A 19,319-nucleotide genomic window follows, 5' to 3' on the forward strand; every position below is an offset into this window, starting at 1 on the left:
AGAAGTTTCCCCGCGCAGCCTCCGTCAGGATCAGCTTGTCCAGCGTCAGATCCGCCACCGCCTTGCGAAGCCGTTCGTTCTCCTTCTGGAGATCCTTCAACTGCCGAAGCTGGTCACGGCTCATGCCGCCATATTGCTTACGCCACCGGTAGAACGTCAGCTCGGAAACGCCGATCTGGCGAACGGCATCCGCCATCGCCATGCCTTGGCCGCGCAAAACCTCAACCTGCCGAAGCTTCGTGACGATCTCGTCGGGCTTGTGTCGCTTGTTTGCCATTGTGGTCCTCCTTCAGGGTCAAAACCATACTTCAAGGTGGACCCGTTCAATGGGGGTGGATCAGGGCTCACCGACAGCCAGAAGGCCGACCTCAAGCGCAAGTTCTCCCGGATGGACGCGCTGTCGAGGACCGACCAAGCCATCCGAGCCAAGGCCTTCGACATCTCCGAGCATTATCGCCAGCACTGGCAGGGGACCGGCTTCAAGGCGCAGCTCGTTGCCCCCTCGAAGGCCGCAGCAGTCCGCTTCAAGGAGGTTCTCGACGAAATCGGCCACGTCTCGAGCGCGATCGTCATCTCGCCTCCGGACGAGAACGAAGGCAACGAGGAGGTCGACCAGGAATCCAAGGACCTCGTGCGCCGCTTCTGGTCGCAGATGATGGCAAAGTACAAGACCGAGGAGGAGTACAACCGCCAGATCATCGATGCATTCAAGGGCTCCGGCGATCCTGAGATCCTGATCGTCGTCTCCAAGCTTCTCACCGGCTTCGACGCCCCCCGGAACACGGTGCTCTACGTCTGCAAGTCCCTGAAGGAACACAATCTCCTCCAGGCGATTGCGCGCGTGAACCGTCTCTACGAGGACGGCGGCACGGAGAAGCAGTTCGGTTTCATCGTCGATTACGAGGGGCTGCTGGGCGAGTTGGACAGCGCCCTGACGACCTATAGCGCCTTCGAAGGTTACGAGGCCGCGGATCTCGCCGGAACGGTGCACGATGTCCGCGAGGAGATCCGCAAGCTGCCCCAGCTGCACGACCAGCTCTGGGACCTCTTCAAGCCGGTGCGGAACAAGAAGGACATGGAGCAGTTTGAGCAGCACCTCGCTGACGAGGCGCTGCGCCACGAGTTCTATGCGCGCCTCAAGGCATTCAGCCGGTGCCTGCACATCTCGCTCTCATCCGACAAGCTGTTCGATGTCTTCGACGAAGCCAAGATCGATGCCCTGAAACGCGACTGGAAGCAGTTCTCCGAACTCAAGCGCTCGGTCCAGCTCCGCTACCAGGAGACGGTCGATGTCCGCGAGTTCGAGCCGAAGATCCAGAAGCTCCTTGATGACCACGTCGTGGCAATGCCGGCGGAGACCATCATCGAGGTGGTAAACATCAACGATCCCGACGCGCTGAAGGCCGTCGTCGAAGAGACGGGGGTCTCCGAGGCCTCGAGGGCCGATCGCATCGCCAGCGCGACCCGGCGGGCGATCACCGAGAAGATGGATGAGGACCCGACGTTCTACAAACAGTTCTCCGAGCTGCTCGAAGAGACCATCCGCGCCTACCGCGAGAAGCGGCTGTCCGAGCGCGAATACCTGAACAGCGTCGTGGACCTCGCGAGCAAAGTTGCACGCAAGGATCGCGGCCGCGATGTTCCGGAAAGCATCCGGGGCGATGAGGATGCGCAGGCGTTCTTCGGGATCCTGGACGGTCAGCTGAAGACCGAAGGCGATGAGCTGGTAGCCGGCGACGATGCCGCAGCGATCGCTCAACAGATCATCGACATCATCAAGTCCCACCTGATCGTGGACATCTGGTCGAACGAGGTGGCTCAGAACAATCTGCGCAATGCCATCGATGACTACTTCTTTGACGTTCTTCGCGACGAGAAGGGCATCGACCTCCCTGTGGAGGTGCTCGACGATCTCGAACTGAAGATCATGGACCTCGCCCGGGCCCGGTTCGCAGCATGACGCGGGAATTGCATTGCCTGCAGTACGGAGAGCGGGAGATCCAATACGAAATCGTCCGCCGCCCGAGGAAGACACTGGAGATCGCCGTCGAGCCGGATGCGTCGGTGGTGATCGCGGCCCCGGAGGATGCAACGCTCGACGCGATCGAAGCCAAGTTGCGGAAGCGCGCCGCTTGGGTGACGCGGCAGCAGAGGTATTTTTCCCAGTTCCTACCGCGGACGCCGGAGCGCCGGTTCGTCGCCGGAGAAACGCATCTTTACCTGGGGCGCCAGTACCGGCTGAAGGTCGTCCCGCATGTCCAGGAAAGCGTGAAGCTGATCCGCGGCTTCATCGTCGTGCAGACTCACCGGCCGACGAGGCCAGAGGTGACACGCGAACTGGTCGAGGCATGGTACCGCGATCGGGCTCACATCAAGTTTCCGGAACGGATCGAACTCTGTCTCGGTCTGTTCCCGGACCCCGAGGCATTCAGGCCGAAGGGTCTCATCGTACGTCAGACCCGGCAGCGATGGGGGTCCATGTCACCGGCCGGACGTCTGCTACTGAACCGCCGCCTCGTGCAGGCGCCGGTCGATGCCATCGACTACGTGATCACCCACGAACTCTGCCACGTGGCCGAACCCCATCACGGGGCAGCCTTCTTCGATCTCCTCGACAAGGTGATGCCCGACTGGGAGCGCCGGAAGCAGAGACTGGAACGGGCCATGGCCTGAGAACTTCCGAACCCGGTCGCGGCAGAAGCAAACGCGACTCCAATACAAGCAATTTCAAAGGCTTGAATTTCTCAAATGTCTACAGAGGCTTATGAGAAATTCACCAAAATGGCGCAGTCATGAGGTTTGGAGAATACCGACCGAGAGAAACCACTTCCGGGCCGCCTGGCGCCGACGCCGGTGCTCAGCCCCGCCCGCATAACCCTCGAAAACAACGGAAAAATCCGGCCGGAGCCGGATCGGGAGAACGCTTTCGCTGGGGCAAGTGGCGGACAGAGAGGGATTCGAACCCTCGATACGGTTTCCCGTATACACGCGTTCCAGGCGTGCGCCTTCAACCACTCGGCCACCTGTCCGTCCGCAGCGGGCTTGCCGCTTGGAGTGGGCGGAATATACCCAGATGGACGCGGAGTGCAAGGACCAGCGGCAAATTTTTTCCAGCTTTTCAGAGCGTTGCTTCCTCGGGGCCGCAAAGGGGCGTGGGATGCCGCAGAAAATGGCGGAAAGCTGCGGTCTTTTGAAGGTGTTCAGGCGGGGTGCAGAGCCCTCAGGGCCGGGGAAAACTTTGCCGTGGCAGCTTCATCTGCTTTGCGGGATGGTCTTTTGCAGCAAAATCTGAAAAAAGCAGTGAGGCTGGGCTGCGGGCATCAGGCGAGGCCACACCGGACCGGTGGCCGCAGTGCCAGGCCCTGGAAATGGGAGGCTCTGGACGCATGTTTGTCCTCTTGCGCCTGGTGTTGCGATTGGCTGGATTCTTTCTGCTCGGTGTTGCCGTGGTCGCAGCGGTGGTAGATGGAAGCCGCTCCGTGGCGGCGTCCGGTTTCTCCTTCACGCCGCTGGCAGAAGTCTGGGCCGAGTTTTCCGCCGAAAGCCTCGCCCTTGCCGGCAAGGCTGTCGTGACCCATGTGGGATCCTGGGCGTGGGACTGGGTGATCGGCGCCGTCTTGTCCCTGCCCGTCTGGGCGGTGGCGATGCCTGCAGCCTATCTGCTGCTGGCGGCAGGCTCCGCCCGCACGCGCCGCGAGATCATCTGATGCCTTGAAAGGCTGTCCTGTTTCGGCTGGGCCGCCGCCATCTGTCTCACAGGGAGTGCAAGACATGTCCTTCATGACCATGCTGAGCCGGAAATTCGTTCTGCCAACGGCGGCCGAGGCCTTGCCGGGCCGGGCAGAGCCTGTCCGCCTGACGCAGCCGCATGCGGTGCTGGGCCGTCCGCTGACACCGCCCTGGCCGGAGGGGATGCAGGCCGTTTGCTTCGGCATGGGCTGTTTCTGGGGGGCGGAACGGGCCTTCTGGAGCCTTGAAGGCGTTCATGTCACAGCGGCCGGTTATGCCGGGGGCCACACGCCGAACCCGACTTATAACGAGGTCTGCACCGGCCGCACGGCCCATGCGGAGGTGGTGCTCGTGGTGCATGATCCCAGGGTTCTGCCGCTGGCCGCGCTGCTGAAGCTCTTCTGGGAGCGGCATGACCCCACCGAGGGCATGCGTCAGGGCAATGATGTGGGCACGCAATACCGTTCGGTGATCTATCTGCCGGATGAGGCCACGCTGGCTGAGGCGGAGGCCTCGCGCGCGGCCTATGCGCGCGATCTGCGGGCGGCCGGGCACACACGCGCCATCACCACGGAACTGGCCACCGGCGTTCCGTTCTATTTTGCCGAGGACTATCACCAGCAATATCTGGCAAAGAATCCAAATGGCTACTGCGGGTTGCGCGGCACGGGCGTCGTCTGTTCCCCTGCACCTGCCTTGCCGGACAGCGCAGAGGAGAGCGGGGCCTGATGCTGGACCGCACCCGGGACGTTGCAGGTGGAACTTACCTTTTGACCGGCAGCCCGCAGAACGGGCTGGCAGCGCCCCGGGGCGCGCCGCCGGGCGTCATTCTGCGGGCGATGATTCTTGGCGGGGTGATCACGGCGCGTGCGGCGCTGAAGGGGCAGCCGGACCGGGCGGCCGTCGCTGCCGCGCGCCGGGAACTCAGGGAAGCGCGCTGGTGCCTCAAGGTCTTCCGCAAGGCCATGGGGCCAGCCTATCCGGCCCGGGCAGCCCGGCTGCAGGCCGCCTCCCGCGCCATGAAGCATCTGGCACGCCTTCTGGCCGCCGAAACGGCACCCGGCCCTGCGGTTCTGGCGGAGCTTTCGGCAGCGGCAGACGCGCTGCTGCGCCGCTGCGAGGGGGATGCGGTGTCTTTGGCGCCGTTTCAGGCGGATGAGGCCCGCTGCAAGGCCTATCTGCGCAAGCTGCGGCGCAAGGCAGCTGACGAGACGAAAAGGCAGGACGCCCCGTTGCAGCAGGAAGGTGAGGCGGAAGCCCGCTGGCAGCGCCGGCAGGCGCAGATCGCGCTCCTCCAGCATGTGCTGGCCTGGGCCGGGCTTCTGCCCGAGGCAGAGGCCGTGGCCACGGCCGGGGCTGTGCAGGGTCCTTGAGGGGATGAGACAAAGGACGGACGCTGCAGCCAGCCGGTAAATCCTGCCTTCGCCCGCTTGCAGTTTGCCTTGTATTCACACATCGTTAAGCATGTTCAGCCTAGCGTTACCTTGGCTGGGGCGTGTGTTTCGTCCGGCTGGCGGTGCCGTCAGCCTTTCCCCGCCCTAACCTTGTGAAAACCGCTGCCGGATGACGGCTGCTGCGAGCGCAGCCCGGAGGGTGCGCTGAAGGCGAGAACGGCATGATCCGCTACGACAGCCTGCGTGCTGCAGGCTTCAGGCTGCTGATGTTCTTCCTCTGGGCCAATGTTCTGGCCGTGACGGCGGCTGGCTGGTTCAATCCGCAGACCTCTGCCTCCATGGTCTCGGGCGCGGCGCTCATTCTGGGGGCCTGCGCCACGGCTCTCTGGCTGCGGGCGGAGCAGGGCACGGCGGCCCGCATGGCCGCGTCCGTCGTCATGGCCTGCCTGTCGCTTCTCTTGATGGCCTCCCTCACGGATGACCCGGCCTTCACCGCCTGGCAGAACCTGGCGCAGCTTTACGGCGTGCTGCTGCTGGCGGTGCTGGCGGCCGGGCTGGACTGGCGCATGACCGCGGCCTATGGCGCTGCAAGCGCTGCGCTGCATGTTCTGGCCGCGGGCTTTTACCCCTGGGCCGTCCCGCCGGAAGGCAGCGGCTGGCCGCAGGTGCTGGCCTATGTGGCTGTGGTAGGCCTGTTTACGGGCGCGCTCTGCCGCTTCCTCGCGCATCTTCAGCATCTTGAGCAGGCGGACAATGCCGAACTGGCTGATGCTCAGCGGCATATCAGTGCGCTGGAGGCGGAACTGGCGATGGCGCGCCGGCCGGAACCCTCCGTGCCTGCCCTGCCTTTACCTGTCTCCCTTGGCTCTGCTGCCCCTGTGCTGCTTCCAGAGCCGCGTTTGGCGGCGGCCTCTGCTCTGAAACGGGCTGAACTGGAAACCGGCCTTGCGCTGATCTCGGGCCAGATCTCGGATTTGCGCCGTCAGGCGGCAACGCTGGCCGCACGCATCGGAGAGGGTGCGCAAGGCAGCGCCGGGCTGGGCGGTACCAATAGCGCCACGTCAGGCCGGATCGAGATGATCGCCACTGCCTCGGGCGAACTGGCCGCTTCTGTCAGCGACATGGCCCGCAAGGTGGCGGGGGCATCGGGCGCCATTTCCGAGGTGGCACGGGGAACGGAAGTCTCCAGCCAGCGCATCACCAGCCTTGCCGGTTCTGTGGGGCGCATCGGCGAAGTGGTGGGCATGATTCAGGCCATCGCCGGGCAGACCAATCTTCTGGCGCTCAATGCCACCATCGAGGCAGCCCGTGCGGGGGCTGCCGGGCGCGGCTTTGCCGTTGTTGCCTCTGAGGTGAAGGATCTCGCCACGCAGACGGCCAAGGCCACAAGCGACATCACCGCCCAGATCAACGCCATCGCTGCGGAGACGAAGGGCGCGGTCGAGGCCATCGGCGGGATCACGTCCGTCATGGGCACGCTGGATGAAAACACGGCAGAGATTGCCCGTGCCATCGCCGCACAGGAAGAAACGGCCACCCGCCTCGAGGCAACCGCCCGCGATGTGCTGGATGGCAACAGCCGCCTTGCCGGAGAGACCGGGGCCCTCTTTGCGCTGACGGCCAGCCTCGGCGCCTCGGCCTCGTCGCTGCAGCAGGGACTGGCCGAGCTGGAAGCGCAGGCGGCAAAGCTGCGCGATGCGCTGGAAACCGAGGACGGCAGAGCCCACGGCGCCTTCGCCGCATGAGGCAAGGCCTCCGCGCGGGTGACTGGCGTCAGGGGATGACTTCGGCAGCCGATGCGCCTACCTATTCTTCATGAGCCAGAACACAGTCCTTGACGCGGCGCTGCGGCAGCGGCGCGGGTTTGAAAACCGGTTGCATACGGCATTGCTTGCCACAGGCAGCCTGATGCTTCTTGTGGTCTGCGCTTATGTGCTGGGCGGGCAGACGGGCGTGTTGTGGGCGCTGGGCGGCGGCGGCTTCATGCTCTACGGGGCGATGAATGTGTCGCCCGCGCTGGTGCTGCGGCTCTACAAGGCGCGGCATCTGCCGGAACATGTGTTTCCCGAGGGTCATCAGGTGCTGACGGTACTCGCCCGCCGGGCGGGCCTGCCGGCGGTGCCGAAGCTCTATTACGTGCCGAGCCGGATGATGAATGCCTTTGCCGTGGGCCGGGCGGAGGAGGCGGCCATCTGTGTGACGGACGGGCTGATCCGCGGGCTCACCTTGCGCGAGTTTGCGGGCGTCATGGCGCATGAAGTCAGCCACATCCGCAACGGCGATGTGCGGGTGATGGCGCTGGCCGATATCGTGGCGCGGCTCACCTCCTCCATGTCTTTCGTCGGCCTGTTCCTGTTCTTCTTTCACATCCCGTCGATGATCGCGGGCGGTGCCGGTGTGCCGTGGGTGCTGATCGTTCTGCTGATGGCCGCGCCCACCGTGGGCACGCTGCTGCAGCTGGCGCTGTCGCGCACAAGGGAGTTTGATGCCGATCTGGGCGCTGCCGAACTGACCGGCGACCCGGACGGCCTTGCCTTTGCCCTGATGAAGCTGGAACGGGTGCAGGGCCGCATGTGGGAGGCGATGGCCCTGCCGGGCGCGCGCATCCCCGAACCGTCGATCCTGCGCAGCCACCCGAAGACCGAGGAGCGGGTACAGCGCCTGCGCGAACTGAAGTTCCATGGCGATCCGCTGGTCTTCGATCACGGCGCACCGGTGGCCGGAAGGTCCTTCGTGCCCGATATCGGCAAGCCGCGCTTCCGCGCCCGCGGGCTTGGGGTGTGGTACTGAGCCTGCCGGCTGACGCAGAAGCGGGATGGAATGCCGCTTTGGGGCTTGCCCTTGCGGGATGGGCGCGGCATGTATCCGCCTCCATACCAGACGGATGCTCCCTTGACCGGCACTTACGCGACAGATCCCGGATACTTCTTGACGCCCTTGCCCGCCGGCACGGTGCTGCTGGTCGATGCGTTGAAGACGGGCAGGGCGACGTTATTCTCCGCACCGCGCCGTGTGCTCGCCTGCCGCGCAGTACAGGAGGTTCCGGCGTTTCTGGCACAGCTTGAAGCAGCCCGGAAAGACGGCGCGCATCTGGCCGGGTTCTTCGCCTATGAATTCGGCTTTGCCTTCGAGCCGAAGCTGATGGCAGGCCATCAGGATACGGGTGAACTGCTGGCCTGGTTCGGCCTGTTTGATGCGCCGCAGGACCTGGCGCTGGCAGATGTCTTTGCGCTGCTGGCAAAGGCTTCCGTCGGGGCAGAGGCGTCTGTCTCCGGCTTCACCTACGACATGGACCGGACGCGTTATGCTGAGGCTTTTGCCGCCGTGCAGCACCATCTGGCGGTGGGGGATATCTATCAGGCAAATCTCACCATGCGCGCCCGCTTTGCCCATCATGGGCCGGTAGAAGCGCAGTTTGCCCGGCTGCTGCGCCGCCAGCCGGTGCCTTATGCAGCTTTCATCAAGCTGGAAGACCGGGCCATCCTCTCCCTGTCGCCGGAGCTGTTTCTGGAGCGCAAGGGCAAGGCGCTGCGCACCCGGCCGATGAAGGGCACCGCCCCGCGTGGGCGTGATACTTCGGAAGATGCCGCGATTGCGGCAAGGCTCGCCAGCGACCCGAAGCAGCGGGCGGAAAATGTCATGATCGCTGATCTCATGCGCAACGATCTGTCGCGGGTGACGGAGGCCGGTTCGGTTGCCGTGCATGATGTCTTTGCGGTGGAGCGCTACCGCAGCCTGCACCAGATGGTCACCGGCGTCTCCGGCCGGCTGCTGCCGGACATGGAGCTTCCCGCCATCATCGAAGGCCTGTTTCCTTGCGGCTCGATCACGGGCGCGCCGAAGCTCAGCGCCATGCAGATCATCCGGGCGCAGGAGACCGGGCCGCGCGGCGTTTACACCGGCTCCATCGGCGCCATCGCGCCCTCCGGTGATTTCAGCTTCAACGTTGCCATCCGCACGCTGGTGCTGAAAGAGGACGGCACCGGCGAGGCAGGGATCGGCTCGGGCGTGGTGTTCGATTCCGGCGCTTCGCCCGAATATGACGAATGCCTGCTGAAGCTGCGCTTTCTGACCGCGCCGGACGAGAGTTTCGAGCTGATCGAGACGCTGGGCTGGACGCCGGAGGAAGGCTATCTGCTGCTCGCCCGGCATCTGGCGCGGCTCACAGACAGCGCCAGCTACTTCGGTTTTGCTTGCGATCCGGGCGGTATCGAGGCGCAGCTTGAGGAGCTGGCCAAGGGCTTTACGGGGCCGCAGCGGGTGCGGCTGCTGCTGGCGGCAGATGGAACCGTAACGCTCACCCATGCGGATTTCGTGCCCACGGCAGCGGGCGAAGTCTGGCCCGTCACCCTCGCGTCCACGCGCACTTCGGCTGAGGACCGGTTCCTCTTCCACAAGACCACCCGCCGCGCGCTTTATGACGGCAGCCTCAAGGCAGCGATAGCGGCAGGGTTCAAGGAGATTCTGTTCGAGAACGAGGATGGCTTCCTGACGGAAGGCAGCTTCACCAACCTCTTCATTGCCCGCAATGGCCGTTTGCTGACGCCCGCACTGAAGCATGGCGTGCTGCCCGGCACGCTGCGGGCCGCGCTGCTGGACAAGCGCTTGGCGGCAGAAGCCGATCTGACGCGCGCCGATCTCTTCTCTGGCGCTCCTGTCTATGCAGGCAACTCCCTGCGCGGCCTCGTGCGGGTGCAGCTGGTGCTTCCTGAGGAAAAAGCCTGAGATTTCCTGCCTATGAGCTTATGCACAAGGCTGTTTTGTGAGGACTTGAGGCCGTTTGTCAAAAACAAAAGGCCCCGCCGGAGCGGTCTCCGGTGGGGCCTTGCAGGTTCATCAGCTATTCTGGTCAGCCGCGCAGCGTGCCGCCGGTGGCCTTTTCGACGGCAGCGACAATCTTCTTCGCCACGGCCTCGATCTCCTCTTCCGTCAGCGTCTTGACCTTGGGCTGCAGGGTCACGTCGATGGCGAGCGACTTCTTGCCTTCGCCAACGCCTGCGCCTTCATAGATGTCGAACAGCGTCACGTCGCTGATCAGCACCCTGTCAGCACCCTTTGCCGCCTTCAGCAGCTTGTCGGCGCTCACATCCGCATTCACCAAGAAGGCGAAGTCGCGGCGCACCGGCATCAGATCGGCCACATCCAGCGCGCCCTTGGAGCGGGTGGACTTGGCCTTGGATTCCGGCACGGCGTCGAAATGGATCTCGAAGCCGGCCATCGGGCCTTCCGCATCCATCAGGCCAAGGGTGCGCGGATGGATTTCGCCGAACACGGCCAGCGCCACCTTCGGACCCAGCTTCAGCGCACCGGAGCGGCCCGGATGGAACCAGCCCGGGGCATCGGTGAAGACCTGCAGCTTGTCCACCGGGGCACCGATGGCGGCGAGCACGGCTTCCGCGTCGGCCTTGGCATCGAACACGTCAACGCTGCTGGCTGCGCCCGTCCAGTGGCGGCCGCCGCCAGTCATCTTGGCCGTGCCGCGGCGGATGCCGGCAGCCACCATGCGCTGGCCTTCCGGCGTGTCATCGACGAAGATCTGGCCGACCTCGAACAGCGCCACATCGGCAAAGCCGCGGTCGGCATTGCGCTGGGCTGCGGCGATGAGGCCCGGCAGCAGGCTGGGGCGCATGTTGGAAAGGTCAGCCGAAATCGGGTTGGCCAGTTCCAGCGCCGGATTGCCGCCGCCGAAGGCTTCCGCCTGATCCTTGGATATGAAGGACCAGGTGACCGCTTCGTCCATGCCGCGCGCGGCCAGCGTGCGGCGGGCGCGGGAGCGGCGGACCTGGCTGGTGGTCAGCACCTTGGCGCCGACAGAGCCAGAGCGCGGCAGCGGCACCGGGGCCACACGGTCGAGGCCGGCGATGCGCACCACTTCCTCAGCAAGGTCCGCCTTGCCTTCAATGTCCGGACGCCAGCTCGGCGGGGCAACACGCACTACATCGCCCTGACCGGTGACCCAGAAGCCCAGCGCCTTCAGGATCATGTTGATTTCCACCTTGGAAATCTCCAGCCCGGTCAGGCGCTTCACTTCCGCATAGGGGAATTCGATGATGCGCACGTTCTCCGGCACGGTGCCGGCGGTGACGAGTTCGGACGCCTCGCCGCCGCACAGGTCGAGCACCAGCTGCGTCGCCATCTCAAGGCCAGGAATCATGAAGTCCGGATCAACGCCGCGTTCGAAGCGGTAGCGCGCATCGGTGTTGACGCCGAGCTTGCGGCCCGTGCGGGCAATGCCGTTCTCGTCCCACAGGGCGGATTCGATCAGCACATCGACGGTGGTCTCGTCACAGCCGGAGTGCTCGCCGCCCAGAATGCCGCCAAGGGATTCGACCCCCTTGTCATCGGCGATGACGCACATGCTGCCGTCGAGCTGATAGGTCTTGCCGTTGAGGCCGAGAATTTCCTCGCCCTCCTTCGCCCGGCGCACCACCAGATTGCCCGCAACCTTGGCCGCGTCGAACACATGCAGCGGGCGGGCCTGATCGAAGGTCATGTAGTTGGTGATGTCCACCAGCGCGTTGATCGGGCGCAGGCCGATGGCCTTCAGCCGGTCCTGCATCCACTTCGGCGAGGGGCCGTTCTTCACGCCGCGCACCAGCCGCAGGCCGAAGGCCTTGCACAGGGCTTCCGTATCGCCGAAGTCGAGCGTCACGTTCGTGGGGCAGGGGAAGCTGCCGCGCACGGGGGTGATCTTGCGCTCCTTCAGCTTGCCAAGGCCGGCCGCTGCCAGATCGCGGGCAATGCCATAGACGCCTGTACAGTCCGGACGGTTCGGCGTCAGGCCGATCTCGATCACCGGATCATTGAGGCCGAGATAATCGGCATAGGACATGCCCACCGGCGCATCTTCCGGCAGGTCGATGATGCCGTTGTGCTCTTCCGACAGCTCCAGCTCGCGCTCGGAACACATCATGCCGAAGCTTTCCACGTCGCGGATCTTGCCGACGGAGAGGGTGACATCGAGGCCGGGCACATAGTCGCCCGGCAGGCCCAGCACGCCGACAAGGCCGGCACGGGCATTGGGCGCGCCGCAGACCACCTGCATCAGGGTGCCGGAGCCATTGTCCACTTTGAGCACGCGCAGACGGTCCGCGTTCGGGTGCTGTTCGGCGGAGACGACCTTTGCGATGCGGAAAGGCGCGAGCTTGGCCGCCGGGTCGGTGACTTCCTCGACTTCGAGGCCGATCATGGTCAGGCGCTCGACGATCTCGTCCAGCGTTGCCTCGGTCTCCAGATGCTCCTTGAGCCAGGACAGGGTGAATTTCATCGGTGCAATCTCATCTTGTTGCCGCCTGGCTGCCGCCCGAAGGGGCGCCCGGCGCAGTCAGAAAATCAGGTCTCAGCTCGACAGGCCGCCGAACAGGGTCGGCAGGTCGAGGGGGCGGAAGCCGTAGTGCTTCAGCCAGCGCACATCGGCATCGAAGAAAGCGCGCAGGTCCGGCATGCCGTATTTCAGCATGGCGATGCGGTCGATGCCCATGCCCCAGGCAAAGCCCTGATACTCGTCCGGATCCAGCCCGCAGTTGCGGATGACATTGGGATGCACCATGCCGCAGCCGAGGATTTCCAGCCAGTCGTTGCCCTCGCCGAACTTCACCTCAGCGCCGGAGCGGTCGCACTGGATGTCCACTTCCATGGACGGTTCGGTGAAGGGGAAGAACGACGGGCGGAAGCGCATCTTGATGTCGTTCACCTCGAAGAAGGCCTTGCAGAATTCTTCGAGGATCCACTTCAGGTGGCCCATGTGGCTGCTCTTGTCGATGACGAGGCCTTCCACCTGATGGAACATCGGCGTGTGGGTCTGGTCACTGTCGCAACGGTAGGTGCGGCCAGGGATGATGACGCGGATCGGCGGGGTCTGCGAGCGCATGGTGCGGATCTGCACCGGCGAGGTGTGGGTGCGCAGCAGCAGGCGTTCGCCGTTTTCCTTCGGGTTGAAGAAGAACGTGTCATGCATGTCGCGGGCCGGGTGGCCGAGCGGGAAATTCAGCGCGGTGAAATTCAGTTCGTCCGTCTCGATGTCCGGGCCTTCGGCAACGGCAAAGCCCATGTCGGCGAAGATGGCGGTCAGTTCGTCGATCACCTGCGCGATCGGATGCACGCGGCCCGTTTCGGCAGGGGCGGCCCGCAGCGGCAGGGTCACGTCCACCCGCTCGCTGGCCAGGCGCGCCTCAAGGGCAGCTTCCTTCAGCACCTCCTTGCGGGCGGTGATTTCGCCGGTGACGCGGGTCTTCAGGCTGTTCAGTGCCGGGCCCTTGCTCTGGCGCTCTTCCGGGCTCATGGAGCCCAGCGTCTTCATCAATTCGGAGATGCTGCCCTTTTTGCCGAGGGCGGCAATGCGCACCTCCTCAAGGGCGGCCTCGGTTGCCGCCGCAGCAATGGCTGCGGAAATCTCGGAGTACAGGCTGTCGATATCGGACATGAGCTCTTCGGTCGTTGGTTGGCTGTGGCCGCCGGAGCGGGCCACGGGCTTGAGGCGAATGCAAGGATTGCGGGTCTTTTAGCAGAAAAGGCAGGCGATGCCACAGCCATGCCACAGGGATGTGGCGGGCGGCAGGCCTGATGGCGGCCGGAAGCTGGGCAGGTGCGAAAAAGCTGCGTGCGCCCGGCTCAGGCCGAGCGGCTAAATCGTCCGCAGGCAGAGCCCTGCGCGGCGGTGTTGCGGAGACGGCGCACGGCAAAACGGCGCGCGCAAAGCTCATGCGCGGTGCCAGTCATGTTTGCGATGCAAGGTGCCAGTGTCACGGCCGTTGATCCCGCAGTCCGGTTTGGAAGCAGCGCGAGTATACGTGCCCGCCACCCGATGGCAAGCCTGTTGGCCAAAGAACCAGCCGCAGCGCTTCAACACTGCGGCTCGCTCTGGATCAAATCCGCTCTCGATGAGCTTGACTCATGGAGAGTTGGTTAAGCCTGTGCGGCGCTTGAGCAATCTCAAGGCGTGATGCGTCAGCATCGAAAGCCTTGGTATCAGATGCTCTTGAGGTAAGCTGCGATGATGTCGCGGGCGGCTTCCAGGTCCTTGCGGGCGATCATTTCGGTGACCGTGTGGATGTAGCGGGTGCCGACGACGATGCCGACGGCACGTGCCCCTGCGGCGGCCTGCTGGGCGGCTGCGCCATCCTGACCGCCCGAGCGCAGCATGGTGCGCTGGTAGGGGATCTTCTCCTTGATGGCCAGCTCCTCGATCTCGCTGACCAGCGCGCGGTCGGCAATGAAGGAACCGTCCTTCACATGCAGGCCGAAGCCGCCGCCCATGACCGTGGTGCGGTCCTGTTCCGGCACACCCGGTGTGTCGCAGGCCAGCGTCACGTCGATGCCAAGGCCGATGTCCGGCTTGATGGCATAGGCGGCGGTGCGGGCGCCGCGCAGGCCCACTTCTTCCTGCGCCGTGAAGGCGACGTGGATCTCGCATTCATGCTTGGCCCTGCCAAGTGCGCGGATCGCCTCGATGCCGAGCCAGCAGGCGATGCGGTTATCCAGCGCCTTGGAGACGATACTGTCGCCCATTTCGAGGAAGGGCTCGTCCATGGTCACCATGTCGCCGATGCGCACGATGTCCTTCGTCTTCTCGCCAAGCCCCATGTCGATGACGAATTCATCCGGCTCCGGCACCTTCTTGCGCTCTTCCGGCGAGGAGATGTGCACCGGCTTGCCGCCGGGATTCATCACGCCCTTGAAGTCGCCCTTGTCGGTCGACACCAGCACGCGGCGGGAGAAGAGGTTGCGCGGATCAAAGCCGCCGACCGGGTGCACATGGACGAAGCCCTTGTCCGTCACATGCGAGACGAGGAAGCCGATCTCGTCCATGTGGCAGAGCAGCATCACCTTGAGCGGCGACTTGGACTTCTTGCGCGGATCACGCCGGCACAGCAGCGAGCCCATGGCATCGGTGCGCACCTCGTCGAAGAGATCCTTGATCTCGGCTTCGATGAGGGCACGGACCCGGTGCTCATGGCCGGGCACGCCCGGAGTTTCGCAAAGGCGGCGGAGCAGGTCGATATTCATGGAAAGAGGTTCCCGAAGGTGATTTGACGCCTTCAGATTAGGTCATGCCGGAGAGAGACGGAAGTCCCTGCCTTTGGACGGCAGGCCTGCCGGCCGGCGCGTCTTTTCGCTGCCCGGTTCAAAGCAAAACCCCGGCACCGGCGCAGGCCGGAACCGGGGTTGAAACATTCAGTGGAGTTCCGCCTGCCTTATTCGGCAGCGTTCGCCGGCTCTGCCTGCAGCAGGCCGTAACGTTCGATGCCGATGCGCTCGATCAGTTCCAGCTGGGTTTCGAGGAAGTCGATGTGGCTCTCTTCGTCGCCCATCAGCTGCTCGAACAGGGCCATGGTCACATAGTCACCGGCCTCGTGGCAGACTTCGCGGGCTTCCTTGTAGAGGGCGCGGGCGGAATATTCACCGGCCAGATCGCATTCGACGCATTCCTTCAGGGACTGGCCGATGCGCAGCGGGTCCAGCGTCTGCAGGTTCGGGTGGCCTTCGAGGAAGAGGATGCGCTCGATCAGCTTGTCGGCGTGCTGCATCTCCTCGATGGATTCCTCGCGCTCCTTCTTGGCGAGCTTGGTGAAGCCCCAGTCTTCCAGCAGGCGGCCATGCAGCCAGTACTGGTTGACGGCCGTCAGCTCGTGGCGCAGGGCCTTGTTCAGATATTCGATGACCTTGGTATCGCCCTTCATGGCAGCCTCTCTCTCAGTGGTGCTTGTCAGTTTTAGCGGTCTTCTGGTTCGCCTTCCAGTGGCGTTGCCGCTTTTGTTACAGCCTTATCGGCATTCTGGTGAATGATATCAATGACATTCGGGAAACATCCGCCGCAGCGCGGCCGGCAGCCGAGCTTGCGGAACACGGCGCCGGGCGTGGGCAGCCGGGCGTCCGGATCTGCGCGCATCTCCTCCGCCGCCTGACGCAGCTGCTTGTCGGACAACACATTGCAGGAACAGATGATCATGAACCGGACTTGTCTGGGTTACGGCACAGCTTGCCATGGGCCACTCATGGACCATCTGGCTATCACGCGACCGGCGGGATAAACTAAAGTTTCCATGCCAAGTCAACTTTATCTAGTGCATCTTTCCGTCAAAGGCCAATCATGAGTGAAGCTGTCACATCTGCCTCCGCGGCCCGCCGCGTTCTCGTGCTCACGGGGGCTAGCCGGGGCATTGGCCATGCCACGGTGAAGCGCTTTTCTGCCGATGGCTGGAGGGTGATCACCTGCTCGCGCCATCCCTTTTCGGACAGATGCCCCTGGCCGTCCGGGCCGGAGGATCACATCGAGGTGGATCTTGCCGATCCTCTGAGCCTTGCCGGTGCCATCGAGGAAATCCGCAGCCGGCTGAAGGCCGATGGGTCGCGTCTCGACGCACTGGTCAACAATGCCGGCATCAGCCCCAAGGACAAGGGTGGTCAGCGGCTGGATTCCTTCTCCACGCCGCTTGACGTGTGGCACCAGGTGTTCCAGGTGAACTTCTTCGCGCCCATCACTCTGGCGCGGGGGCTTTTTCCGGAATTGAAGGCCGCGCAGGGCTCCATCGTCAATGTCACATCGATTGCAGGCGTCAGGGTGCATCCCTTTGCCGGCACCGCATATGCCACTTCAAAGGCAGCACTGGCCTCGCTGACACGCGAAATGGCGGCGGATTTCGGGCCGCATGGCATCCGGGTCAACGCCATTGCGCCGGGGGAGATCGATACCTCGATCCTGTCTCCGGGAACGGAAAAACTGGTGGACGGCCTGCCTCTGCGCCGCCTTGGCCAGCCGGCTGAAGTTGCTGATACAATTCACTTTCTTTGCAGCAGTCCTTCCTCCTATGTCACGGGTGCAGAGATCCACATCAATGGCGGGCAGCATGTCTAGGGCTGGCCTTCATCGTATTCGTCATGGTGAAAATACCAGGATATTTGCGTAATAATACGCAAGTCCCCGGATTATCCCTCATTTGTGGGTTCAGTTCTGCGTGTGTGCGATTTTGAAACAAACGTTATCGATTTTTACGCAACGTTAAATAGACTAAAGGATAGTGGCCTTAGTATTACTCCTTATAGGCCTTTCCGATGAAGAACCCCTTCTCCCGTTTGCGTATCTCGGCAGCCCTTGCCATCACCAGCTGCCTCATGGTCGCCGCCTCGCTCGTTGTCGTCGGAACGATCGTTTATTCGGTGATGGTCAGTGGTGCGGCGGATGACGCTGTGGCCCAGCAGAACACCAGTCTGCGCATTGCCGCTACCATTCTGGAGCGGGATGTGCCCGGCGTGAAAGTGACATGGGCCGCGGATGGCAACGTCAGCCGCATCCAGGCCGATGCCATTCCTGAATTCGCAGACCACGCGATGATCGACACGATTGGCCGGATGACGGGTGAGACGGCGACAGTCTTCGTCTGGGATGCGCAGCAGCGGGACTTCATCCGCAAGACGACAAACATCATCAAGGCGGATGGCAACCGGGCGGTTGGCACCCCGCTGGGCCAGAACGGCGCGGTCTATCCGGTGGTGATGAAGGGGCAGATCTACCGCGGTGAAGCGGTTATCCTCGGCAAACCCTATTTCACCATCTATGCGCCGGTCATCGGTTCCGGCGGCGCGCCGGTGGGCGTCCTTTATGCGGGCGTTGAGCGCACGAAGATCATGGCCGGTGTCGACACGATGATGTCCCGTCTGGCCATGGCCGTGCTGCCGGTTCTTTTGGTGGCTGTCGGTGTGGCCGTGTTCGCATCGCGGCATCTGCTGGCCCCGGTCACGAAACTGGCGGAAGTGACGCACGAGATCGCAGCGGACGACCTTGAGGCGGATGTGCCCTTTACAGAGCGGACCGACCAGATCGGCACGATGGCAAAGGCCGTCGCAACCCTGCGCCAGAGCTCGCTTGAGCGGCGCCGCCTTGCCGAAGCTGAAGCAAGCGCTGGGCAGGAGCGTCAGCAACGCCAGCAGCGGATGGAGGATCTGATTGGCAGATTCCGCCAGCAGATCCAGTCCATGTTGAATGCAGCAGGGGAAACGGCGCAGGAGCTGACGGGAACGGCCAGCAAGCTGGCTGACCTTGCCCGCGCCGGTGCAGCGCGAGCCAGCGATACGGAAATTGCCACTCACGAAACCAGTGGCAATGTCCAGACGGTGGCCAGCGCCGCCGAGGAGCTGTCCGCCTCCATCGGCGAGATCCGCCGTCAGGTTGGCCAGACCACAGGCGTGGTCGGCAAGGCGACCGAAGGCACCCGGGTGACCAACCAGAAGGTTGAAAGCCTTGCGGCATCTGCGGCGAAAATCGGTGAAGTGGTGACACTCATTCAGGCCATTGCCGAGCAGACGAACCTGCTGGCACTGAATGCCACGATCGAGGCCGCCCGCGCCGGCGAAGCCGGCAAGGGTTTTGCGGTCGTGGCGGCTGAAGTGAAGGGGCTGGCCAACCAGACCTCCAAGGCAACGGAAGAGATCGCCGCGCAGATTGCCGCCATTCAGTCGGCCACCGAAGAGGCGGTTGATGCCATTGGCGCCATTACCCGCACCATGGAAGAGGTCAACAGCTACACCTCCGCCATTGCCTCTGCCGTCGAGCAGCAGGGCGCCGCGACCTCGGAAATCTCGCGCAATGTGCAGAGGGCTTCCGCCGGCACGCAGTCGGTTGCGGGCAACATGAACGAACTGGCCCGCACGGTCGATCACACGGCTGAATCCGCCGATCATGTGCTCGGCGCTTCTGCCGATCTGGCGAGCCATACCGATCTGCTCCGCAGGGAAATCGAAGGCTTCCTGACGGAGGTGGCGGCGGCCTGATTCCGGCTTTCAATCGCTCCCGGAGATAAATTTCCACCAGATGAGGCCCGCGATATAATTGCGGGCCTTTCGTTTTGAGGGTCGCGTCGGGCGCAGTCTATTTTGCAAAGCTGTGGATGCTGCACCGGACAGGAGAGATACGGTTTCTTTTTGCGGTGCAATATCGGCCGGCAGCCCGTCAGAAATAAAATATTAGTATTTTATCAATAAAAGTAAATGCGGCGCGTTCAGGGCTGTACGCGGACACCATTCGGGGTGTTGAGTAGGTTTTATTTTCTCATTTTTCTTCATATTTGTACGTTTTGATCATAAATCTGAAATAGAAAATATTATTGTCAAAATTTATGTGATTATTAAGGCGACTATTCTCATTGTGTTTAAATCAATATGCGCATATAAAGGCATGAATTTCATGTAAAATTCATGATA

The 19,319-nt window shown here is 63.4% G+C and carries 16 protein-coding genes and 1 tRNA gene; 10 read left to right on the top strand and 7 right to left on the bottom strand.

Translation table 11 applies throughout. The annotated features are described in order from the left end of the window. Nucleotides 1–277: IS3 family transposase (locus tag ASC48_RS05800; RefSeq protein WP_017998925.1), on the bottom strand; the 277-nt coding region annotated here is incomplete at its 3' end. Between the two features lie 36 nt (nucleotides 278–313). On the opposite strand from ASC48_RS05800, the gene ASC48_RS05805 reads away from it, so the two are divergent. Next, nucleotides 314–1,960: a type I restriction enzyme subunit R domain-containing protein gene (locus ASC48_RS05805; protein ID WP_244270013.1), complete on the top strand. Its 1,647-nt coding sequence runs from the start codon at nucleotides 314–316 to the stop codon at nucleotides 1,958–1,960. Then, nucleotides 1,957–2,673: a M48 family metallopeptidase gene (locus tag ASC48_RS05810; protein ID WP_055454865.1), complete on the top strand. Its 717-nt coding sequence runs from the start codon at nucleotides 1,957–1,959 to the stop codon at nucleotides 2,671–2,673. Before ASC48_RS05805 ends, ASC48_RS05810 begins: the two co-directional genes overlap by 4 nt. 266 nt (nucleotides 2,674–2,939) lie before the next feature. Here the strand turns inward: ASC48_RS05810 and ASC48_RS05815 are convergent. Continuing rightward, nucleotides 2,940–3,029 (bottom strand) — tRNA-Ser (locus ASC48_RS05815). Nucleotides 3,030–3,416: 387 nt separating this feature from the next. Here ASC48_RS05815 and ASC48_RS05825 point away from each other — a divergent pair. The 6 genes from ASC48_RS05825 (at nucleotide 3,417) to pabB (ending at nucleotide 9,848) form a co-directional block, all read left to right on the top strand. Next, entirely contained in the window at nucleotides 3,417–3,707 is a 291-nt protein-coding gene (locus ASC48_RS05825; protein WP_208975568.1) for a hypothetical protein, read from the top strand. Nucleotides 3,708–3,771: 64 nt separating this feature from the next. Then, the gene (msrA, locus tag ASC48_RS05830; RefSeq protein WP_055454868.1) at nucleotides 3,772–4,458 is read left to right on the top strand and encodes a peptide-methionine (S)-S-oxide reductase MsrA; all 687 of its coding nucleotides are present in this window, start codon (nucleotides 3,772–3,774) and stop codon (nucleotides 4,456–4,458) included. Beyond that, complete coding sequence (locus tag ASC48_RS05835; protein WP_055454869.1) at nucleotides 4,458–5,102, top strand: hypothetical protein; 645 nt, start codon at nucleotides 4,458–4,460, stop codon at nucleotides 5,100–5,102. Before msrA ends, ASC48_RS05835 begins: the two co-directional genes overlap by 1 nt. A gap of 242 nt (nucleotides 5,103–5,344) precedes the next feature. Next, nucleotides 5,345–6,868, top strand: a complete 1,524-nt coding sequence (locus tag ASC48_RS05840; protein WP_055454870.1) for a methyl-accepting chemotaxis protein — start codon at nucleotides 5,345–5,347, stop codon at nucleotides 6,866–6,868. Between the two features lie 70 nt (nucleotides 6,869–6,938). Then, nucleotides 6,939–7,913, top strand: a complete 975-nt coding sequence (locus tag ASC48_RS05845) for a zinc metalloprotease HtpX (protein ID WP_055454871.1) — start codon at nucleotides 6,939–6,941, stop codon at nucleotides 7,911–7,913. A gap of 138 nt (nucleotides 7,914–8,051) precedes the next feature. Then, on the top strand, nucleotides 8,052–9,848 hold the full coding sequence (gene pabB / locus ASC48_RS05850) for an aminodeoxychorismate synthase component I (RefSeq protein ID WP_055454872.1): 1,797 nt from the start codon (nucleotides 8,052–8,054) through the stop codon (nucleotides 9,846–9,848). A gap of 124 nt (nucleotides 9,849–9,972) precedes the next feature. Here pabB and pheT read toward each other — a convergent pair whose 3' ends face one another. From pheT to ASC48_RS05875, 5 genes are all read right to left on the bottom strand, one after another. Beyond that, the gene (gene pheT, locus ASC48_RS05855) at nucleotides 9,973–12,390 is read right to left on the bottom strand and encodes a phenylalanine--tRNA ligase subunit beta (RefSeq protein WP_055454873.1); all 2,418 of its coding nucleotides are present in this window, start codon (nucleotides 12,388–12,390) and stop codon (nucleotides 9,973–9,975) included. Between the two features lie 72 nt (nucleotides 12,391–12,462). Next, nucleotides 12,463–13,545 carry a phenylalanine--tRNA ligase subunit alpha gene (pheS, locus tag ASC48_RS05860; protein WP_055454874.1) on the bottom strand — a complete coding sequence of 361 codons (1,083 nt, stop codon included), beginning with the start codon at nucleotides 13,543–13,545 and terminating at the stop codon, nucleotides 12,463–12,465. Between the two features lie 545 nt (nucleotides 13,546–14,090). Continuing rightward, nucleotides 14,091–15,128 (bottom strand): M42 family metallopeptidase, encoded by a 1,038-nt coding sequence (locus tag ASC48_RS05865; protein WP_055454875.1) that lies wholly within the window; start codon nucleotides 15,126–15,128, stop codon nucleotides 14,091–14,093. Between the two features lie 188 nt (nucleotides 15,129–15,316). Then, nucleotides 15,317–15,802 carry a bacterioferritin gene (gene bfr / locus ASC48_RS05870; RefSeq protein ID WP_050474555.1) on the bottom strand — a complete coding sequence of 162 codons (486 nt, stop codon included), beginning with the start codon at nucleotides 15,800–15,802 and terminating at the stop codon, nucleotides 15,317–15,319. Between the two features lie 32 nt (nucleotides 15,803–15,834). Next, entirely contained in the window at nucleotides 15,835–16,071 is a 237-nt protein-coding gene (locus ASC48_RS05875) for a (2Fe-2S)-binding protein (RefSeq protein ID WP_019963466.1), read from the bottom strand. 141 nt (nucleotides 16,072–16,212) lie between these two features. Between ASC48_RS05875 and ASC48_RS05880 the strand changes: the two genes are divergently transcribed. Together ASC48_RS05880 and ASC48_RS05885 are read left to right on the top strand one after the other, a co-directional pair. After that, nucleotides 16,213–16,977 (top strand): SDR family NAD(P)-dependent oxidoreductase, encoded by a 765-nt coding sequence (locus ASC48_RS05880; RefSeq protein WP_055454876.1) that lies wholly within the window; start codon nucleotides 16,213–16,215, stop codon nucleotides 16,975–16,977. Between the two features lie 197 nt (nucleotides 16,978–17,174). After that, the gene (locus ASC48_RS05885) at nucleotides 17,175–18,890 is read left to right on the top strand and encodes a methyl-accepting chemotaxis protein (RefSeq protein ID WP_055454877.1); all 1,716 of its coding nucleotides are present in this window, start codon (nucleotides 17,175–17,177) and stop codon (nucleotides 18,888–18,890) included. Nucleotides 18,891–19,319 lie beyond the last annotated feature (429 nt).

Origin of the sequence: Pannonibacter indicus (assembly GCF_001418225.1) — a bacterium.
GTDB lineage: Bacteria > Pseudomonadota > Alphaproteobacteria > Rhizobiales > Stappiaceae > Pannonibacter > Pannonibacter indicus.